The sequence below is a fragment of the Bacillus paramycoides genome (assembly GCF_038971285.1).
GTDB lineage: Bacteria > Bacillota > Bacilli > Bacillales > Bacillaceae_G > Bacillus_A.
Map to the genome: position 1 here is coordinate 1 of NZ_CP152427.1, position 7,500 is coordinate 7,500.

Sequence of the window (7,500 nt, forward strand, 5' to 3'; positions counted from 1 at the left end):
TTGGAAAACATCTCTGATTTATGGAACAGTGCCTTAAAAGAACTAGAAAAAAAGGTCAGTAAACCAAGTTATGAAACGTGGTTGAAATCAACAACCGCACATAATTTAAAGAAAGACGTATTAACAATTACGGCTCCAAATGAATTCGCCCGTGATTGGTTAGAATCGCATTATTCAGAGCTAATTTCGGAAACACTTTATGATTTAACAGGGGCAAAATTAGCTATTCGCTTTATTATTCCCCAAAGTCAAGCTGAAGAGGAGATTGATCTTCCTCCTTCTAAGCCAAATTCAGGACAAGATGATTCCAATCATTTACCACAGAGTATGCTAAACCCAAAATATACGTTTGATACATTTGTTATTGGCTCTGGTAACCGTTTTGCTCATGCTGCTTCATTGGCCGTAGCCGAAGCACCAGCTAAAGCATATAATCCCCTTTTTATTTATGGGGGAGTTGGACTTGGAAAGACCCATTTAATGCATGCAATTGGTCATTATGTAATTGAACATAACCCAAATGCGAAAGTTGTATATTTATCATCAGAAAAATTCACAAATGAATTCATTAATTCTATTCGTGATAATAAAGCAGTCGATTTCCGTAATAAATACCGTAATGTAGATGTTTTATTGATAGATGATATTCAATTTTTAGCAGGAAAAGAACAAACTCAAGAAGAGTTTTTCCATACATTCAATGCATTACACGAAGAAAGTAAACAAATTGTAATTTCCAGTGATCGGCCACCAAAAGAAATTCCAACTTTAGAAGATCGTCTTCGTTCTCGCTTTGAATGGGGGCTCATTACGGATATTACGCCGCCAGATTTAGAAACACGAATCGCAATTTTACGTAAAAAAGCAAAGGCTGAAGGACTTGATATACCAAATGAAGTCATGCTGTATATTGCAAATCAAATTGATTCAAACATTCGTGAACTAGAAGGTGCACTCATCCGAGTTGTAGCTTATTCATCTTTAATTAACAAAGATATTAATGCTGATTTAGCAGCTGAGGCACTTAAAGATATTATTCCAAATTCTAAACCAAAGATTATCTCCATTTATGATATTCAAAAAGCTGTCGGGGATGTTTATCAAGTAAAATTGGAAGATTTCAAGGCGAAAAAGCGTACAAAATCAGTTGCCTTTCCTCGCCAAATTGCTATGTATTTATCACGTGAACTGACAGACTCATCCTTACCTAAAATAGGTGAAGAATTCGGTGGACGTGATCATACAACTGTTATCCATGCTCATGAAAAAATTTCTAAGTTGCTTAAAACGGATACGCAATTACAAAAACAAGTTGAAGAAATTAACGATATTTTAAAGTAGTAGCTGAATAGTGTGAATAACTTCCCTTGTTTTACGCACAGTCTATCCACATGTAGATAGACTGTTTTTACATCGTTTAACAGGGTTATCCACATATCCACAAGCCCTATTACTATTACTACTATTTTTTATCTTTATTAATTAAATAAAATCTTATACTTACCGGAGGTTTTTCTTTATGCGTTTTACAATACAAAAAGACTATCTTGTAAGAAGTGTACAAGATGTAATGAAGGCTGTTTCTTCTCGTACAACAATTCCGATTCTTACAGGAATTAAAGTTGTCGCTACAGAGGAAGGCGTTACATTAACAGGAAGCGATGCTGATATTTCTATTGAATCTTTTATCCCAGTTGAAGAAGATGGAAAAGAAATTGTAGAAGTAACACAATCAGGAAGTATTGTTTTACAAGCAAAGTATTTTAGTGAAATTGTAAAAAAATTACCTAAAGAAACTGTAGAAATTTCTGTAGAAAATCATTGGATGACAAAAATAACTTCTGGAAAATCAGAGTTTAATTTAAATGGTTTAGATTCTGCGGAATATCCATTGTTACCACAAATAGAAGAACATCATGTTTTTAAAGTTCCAACGGATTTACTGAAACATATGATCAGACAAACTGTATTTGCAGTTTCTACTTCTGAAACAAGACCAATCTTGACAGGTGTAAACTGGAAGGTATATAACAGCGAACTAACTTGCATTGCTACAGATAGTCACAGGTTAGCTCTTCGAAAAGCAAAAATCGAAGGTATTGGAGATGAATTTCAGGCGAATGTTGTTATTCCAGGTAAAAGCTTAAATGAATTAAGCAAAATTCTAGATGAGTCTGAAGAAATGGTAGATATCGTTATTACCGAGTATCAAGTATTATTCCGTACAAAACATTTATTATTCTTCTCAAGATTGTTAGAAGGAAATTATCCTGATACAACTCGTTTAATTCCAGCAGAGAGTAAAACAGATATTTTTGTAAATACAAAAGAATTTTTACAAGCAATTGATCGTGCATCCCTTTTAGCGAGAGATGGTCGTAATAATGTTGTAAAATTATCAACTTTAGAACAAGAAATGCTAGAAATTTCCTCGAATTCACCGGAAATCGGAAAAGTAGTAGAAGAAGTTCAATGTGAAAAAGTAGATGGGGAAGAGTTAAAAATATCTTTTAGTGCAAAATATATGATGGATGCACTAAAAGCCTTAGATAGTACTGAAATTAAAATTAGCTTTACTGGAGCAATGAGACCGTTCTTAATTCGTACAGTAAATGATGAGTCCATTATTCAATTAATTTTACCAGTTCGTACTTACTAAGTAAGAAGTAAGGGTTGCTAGTTTTCAGGTGCTAGTAGCCCTTATTTGATTTTTGGGTATTACTTTCCTAATGTTAGTTTATTTAGTACAATGAAAGAATGAACACTTTCAGAAAGTGAGCGATTTTATGAAACGTATTAAAATTTCAACAGAGTATATTACACTAGGACAATTTTTAAAGTTAGCCGATGTAATTGATACAGGTGGCGCTGTAAAATGGTTTTTACAAGAATATGAAGTTTACGTAAATCAAGAACTTGAAAATAGAAGAGGTCGCAAATTGTATGCGAACGATATTATTGAAATACCGGGAAGCGGAAGTTTCCAAGTTCATGCATAAAGGGGGAGCCCTTTGTTTATTTCAGAAATACAATTAAAAAACTATCGCAATTATGAAAAGTTAGAGCTTTCCTTTGAAGATAAAGTGAATGTGATTATCGGTGAAAACGCACAAGGGAAAACGAATTTGATGGAAGCTATTTATGTTTTAGCGATGGCGAAATCTCATAGAACCTCTAATGATCGTGAGCTTATCCGTTGGGATGAAGATTTCGGTCAAATTAAAGGGAAATTACAAAAGAGAAATAGTTCTTTGTCTTTGGAATTAAATATCTCAAAAAAAGGTAAAAAGGCAAAGTTAAATCAACTTGAACAACAAAAATTGAGTCAATATATTGGCGTGATGAATGTTGTCATGTTTGCCCCAGAAGATTTAAATCTTGTAAAAGGAAGCCCTCAAGTAAGAAGACGCTTTTTAGATATGGAATTAGGCCAAATAGCTCCAGTCTATTTGTATGAATTGAGTCAATATCAAAAGGTGCTCACACAACGAAATCACTTGCTGAAAAAGATGCAAGGGAATAGTAAGAATGAGGAAACGATGTTGGATGTATTTACACTTCAACTTATTGAACATGGTACAAAAATATTGCAAAAGCGCTTTGAATTTTTGCATTTACTACAGGAATGGGCAGCTCCAATTCATCGTGGTATAAGCCGCGGGTTAGAAGAATTAGAAATTGTCTATAAACCAAGTGTAGATGTATCAGAATCAATGGATTTGTCGAAAATAAAAGAAGTATACTATGAAAGTTTTCAATCTGTGAAACAACGTGAAATTTTCCGTGGTACGACTTTAATTGGTCCTCATCGTGATGATTTACAATTCTTCGTTAATAGTAAAAATGTTCAAGTCTTTGGTTCGCAAGGACAACAACGAACGACCGCACTGTCCCTAAAATTAGCTGAAATTGAATTGATTTACTCAGAAGTTAAGGAATATCCGATCCTTCTATTGGATGATGTATTATCAGAATTAGATGATTATCGTCAATCGCATCTGTTAAATACAATTCAAGGAAAAGTGCAAACATTTGTGACAACGACGAGTGTCGACGGAATTGAACACGAAACATTAAAAGAAGCGAAAACAATTCATGTAACGAACGGCACGGTAGATTGTGAAATAGATAGGGCGTAATCCCTGTTTAAATGGAAAAGTAGGTGATCTTTGTGTCAATGGAACAAAAACAATTGGAAGAAAATTCGTATGATGAAAGTCAGATACAGGTACTTGAAGGACTAGAAGCAGTTCGAAAACGCCCTGGGATGTATATTGGATCGACAAGTGGAAAAGGACTCCACCATCTTGTGTGGGAAATTGTCGATAATAGTATTGATGAAGCACTTGCAGGGTATTGTGATGAAATTAACGTTAGTATCGAAGAAGATAATAGTATTCTTGTAACGGATAATGGACGTGGTATTCCAGTTGGTATACAAGAAAAAATGGGACGTCCTGCAGTAGAAGTTATCATGACTGTCCTTCACGCTGGAGGTAAATTTGGCGGTGGTGGTTATAAGGTTTCTGGTGGTTTGCATGGTGTTGGTGCATCTGTTGTAAATGCCTTATCAACAGAACTAGAAGTATTTGTACATCGTGATGGGAAAATCCATTACCAAAAGTATGAAAGAGGTATTCCAGTTGCAGATTTAAAAGTCATCGGTGATACAGATAAAACTGGAACAATAACTCGCTTTAAGCCGGACCCAGAGATTTTTAAAGAGACGACAGAATATGAATTTGATACGTTAGCGACTCGTATGCGTGAGCTGGCATTTTTAAATCGTAATATTAAATTAACAATTGAAGATAAGCGTGAGCATAAGCAAAAGAAAGAGTTTCACTATGAAGGTGGAATTAAATCATATGTTGAACATTTAAATCGTTCAAAACAACCAATTCATGAAGAACCTGTATATGTAGAAGGTTCAAAAGATGGTATTCAGGTTGAAGTTGCGCTTCAATATAACGAAGGATATACAAATCATATTTACTCATTTACAAATAATATTCATACGTATGAAGGTGGCACACATGAGGTAGGATTTAAAACTGCCCTAACACGTGTGATCAACGATTATGGTCGTAAAAATAATATTTTAAAAGATGCGGATAGTAATTTAACTGGTGAAGATGTTCGTGAAGGTTTAACAGCAATTGTGTCAATTAAACATCCAAATCCACAATTCGAAGGACAAACGAAGACGAAACTTGGAAATAGTGAAGCAAGAACAATTACAGAGTCAGTATTCTCAGAGGCATTTGAAAAGTTCTTACTAGAAAATCCCAATGTTGCACGTAAAATTATAGATAAAGGTACGATGGCAGCGCGTGCGCGTGTAGCAGCTAAAAAGGCTCGTGAGTTAACTCGCCGAAAGAGTGCTTTAGAAGTTTCAAGTTTACCAGGGAAATTGGCAGACTGTTCTTCTAAAGATCCAGCAATTAGTGAAATTTATATCGTAGAGGGTGACTCTGCGGGCGGATCTGCAAAACAGGGGCGCGATCGTCATTTCCAAGCGATTTTACCGCTGAAGGGTAAAATTATTAATGTTGAAAAGGCACGCTTAGATAAGATTTTATCAAATGATGAAGTTCGTACAATTATTACGGCGATCGGTACAAATATCGGTGGAGACTTCGATATCGAAAAAGCACGCTATCATAAAGTTATTATTATGACCGATGCCGATGTTGATGGTGCACATATTCGTACCCTATTATTAACGTTCTTCTATCGTTATATGCGTCAAATAATTGAGTGTGGTTATATATATATCGCACAGCCACCTTTGTTTAAAGTACAACAAGGTAAGAAAATTCAATATGCTTATAACGATAAAGAACTTGAAAAAATCTTAGCGGAATTACCAGCACAACCTAAGCCAGGGATTCAGCGTTATAAAGGTCTAGGGGAAATGAATCCAACTCAGTTATGGGAGACGACAATGGACCCAGAAGTACGTTCATTACTTCAAGTTTCTCTTCAAGATGCAATTGAAGCAGATGAAACATTTGAAATTTTAATGGGGGATAAAGTAGAGCCACGTCGTAACTTTATCCAAGAAAATGCAAAATACGTGAAAAACCTTGATATTTAAATGAGTAATGACAGGAATCTGAGTATTCCTGTCTTCTACATATAAATCAATGTATGTGTAACGGAAATGTAAGAGGAGGTGCTCGTTGATGTCAGACAATCAACAACAAGCACGAATTCGAGAAATTAATATTAGCCATGAAATGCGTACCTCATTTTTAGATTACGCAATGAGTGTTATCGTATCTCGTGCATTACCAGATGTTCGTGATGGATTAAAACCTGTGCATCGTAGGGTTTTATATGCGATGAATGATTTAGGAATTACGGCTGATAAAGCGTATAAGAAATCAGCACGTATTGTTGGTGAAGTAATTGGTAAGTATCACCCACATGGTGATTCAGCTGTTTATGAAACGATGGTACGTATGGCCCAAGATTTCAGTCAACGTTATATGCTTGTTGATGGGCATGGTAACTTTGGATCTGTCGATGGAGATTCAGCGGCAGCAATGCGTTATACAGAAGCAAAAATGTCTAAAATATCTATGGAATTAATACGTGATATTTCAAAAAATACAATTGATTATCAAGATAACTATGATGGTTCTGAAAGAGAACCGATTGTATTGCCAGCACGTTTTCCTAACTTACTAGTAAATGGTACGACAGGTATTGCGGTTGGTATGGCAACGAATATTCCGCCACATCAACTTGGTGAAGTAATTGATGGCGTATTGGCATTAAGTCATAATCCTGATATTACTATTGCAGAATTAATGGAGTTCATTCCAGGTCCAGATTTCCCAACAGCAGGTTTAATTTTAGGAAGAAGTGGTATTCGTAGAGCTTATGAAACAGGACGCGGATCTATCATACTTCGTGCTAAAGTTGAAATTGAAGAGAAGTCAAATGGTAAACAATCTATTATCGTAACGGAACTACCTTATCAAGTGAATAAGGCGCGATTAATTGAAAAAATTGCAGAATTAGTTCGCGATAAGAAAATAGAAGGTATTACAGATTTACGCGATGAATCAGATCGAAATGGTATGCGTATTGTTATGGAAGTACGTCGTGATGCAAATGCCAATGTACTATTAAATAATTTATATAAACATACAGCACTTCAAACAAGTTTCGGTATTAACATGCTGTCTCTTGTAAATGGGGAGCCACAAGTACTGAACTTAAAACAAAATTTATATCATTACTTGGAACATCAAAAGGTAGTAATTCGTAGACGTACTGCTTATGAGCTAGAAAAAGCAGAAGCGCGTGCTCATATTTTAGAAGGGTTACGAATTGCTTTAGATCACCTTGATGAAGTTATTACATTAATTCGTAGTTCGAAAACAGCGGAAATTGCAAAGCAAGGTTTAATGGAACGTTTCGGCTTAAGTGAAAAACAAGCACAAGCTATTTTAGATATGCGTCTGCAACGCTTAACAGGATTAGAAC

The 7,500-nt window shown here is 35.2% G+C and carries 6 protein-coding genes (1 of these 6 only partly in view); all 6 read left to right on the top strand.

The genetic code is table 11. The features are described from left to right. Complete coding sequence (gene dnaA / locus AAG068_RS00005) at window positions 1–1,341, top strand: chromosomal replication initiator protein DnaA (protein WP_342716559.1); 1,341 nt, start codon at window positions 1–3, stop codon at window positions 1,339–1,341. 178 nt (window positions 1,342–1,519) lie between these two features. After that, window positions 1,520–2,659 carry a DNA polymerase III subunit beta gene (dnaN, locus tag AAG068_RS00010; RefSeq protein ID WP_342716560.1) on the top strand — a complete coding sequence of 380 codons (1,140 nt, stop codon included), beginning with the start codon at window positions 1,520–1,522 and terminating at the stop codon, window positions 2,657–2,659. Window positions 2,660–2,786: 127 nt separating this feature from the next. Continuing rightward, window positions 2,787–2,999, top strand: coding sequence for a S4 domain-containing protein YaaA (gene yaaA, locus AAG068_RS00015; RefSeq protein ID WP_166704362.1), 213 nt, complete (start codon window positions 2,787–2,789; stop codon window positions 2,997–2,999). Window positions 3,000–3,011: 12 nt separating this feature from the next. Next, a complete protein-coding gene (recF, locus tag AAG068_RS00020) occupies window positions 3,012–4,139 on the top strand; it encodes a DNA replication/repair protein RecF (protein ID WP_000470750.1) in 1,128 nt (375 codons plus the stop codon). 38 nt (window positions 4,140–4,177) lie between these two features. Then, complete coding sequence (gene gyrB / locus AAG068_RS00025; RefSeq protein WP_342719826.1) at window positions 4,178–6,100, top strand: DNA topoisomerase (ATP-hydrolyzing) subunit B; 1,923 nt, start codon at window positions 4,178–4,180, stop codon at window positions 6,098–6,100. Window positions 6,101–6,188: 88 nt separating this feature from the next. Next, window positions 6,189–7,500: the 5' portion of a DNA gyrase subunit A gene (gene gyrA / locus AAG068_RS00030; RefSeq protein WP_098668525.1), read on the top strand. The gene runs 1,160 nt beyond the window's last position; only the first 1,312 of its 2,472 coding nucleotides appear in the window; the start codon lies at window positions 6,189–6,191; its stop codon lies beyond the right edge, outside the window.

Excerpts from the sequence above, each read along its gene's own strand:
- dnaN (WP_342716560.1), top strand. The coding sequence starts at position 1,520 with ATGCGTTTTACAATACAAAAAGACTATCTTGTAAGAAGTGTACAAGAT.
- yaaA (WP_166704362.1), top strand. The coding sequence starts at position 2,787 with ATGAAACGTATTAAAATTTCAACAGAGTATATTACACTAGGACAATTT.
- gyrB (WP_342719826.1), top strand. The coding sequence starts at position 4,178 with ATGGAACAAAAACAATTGGAAGAAAATTCGTATGATGAAAGTCAGATA.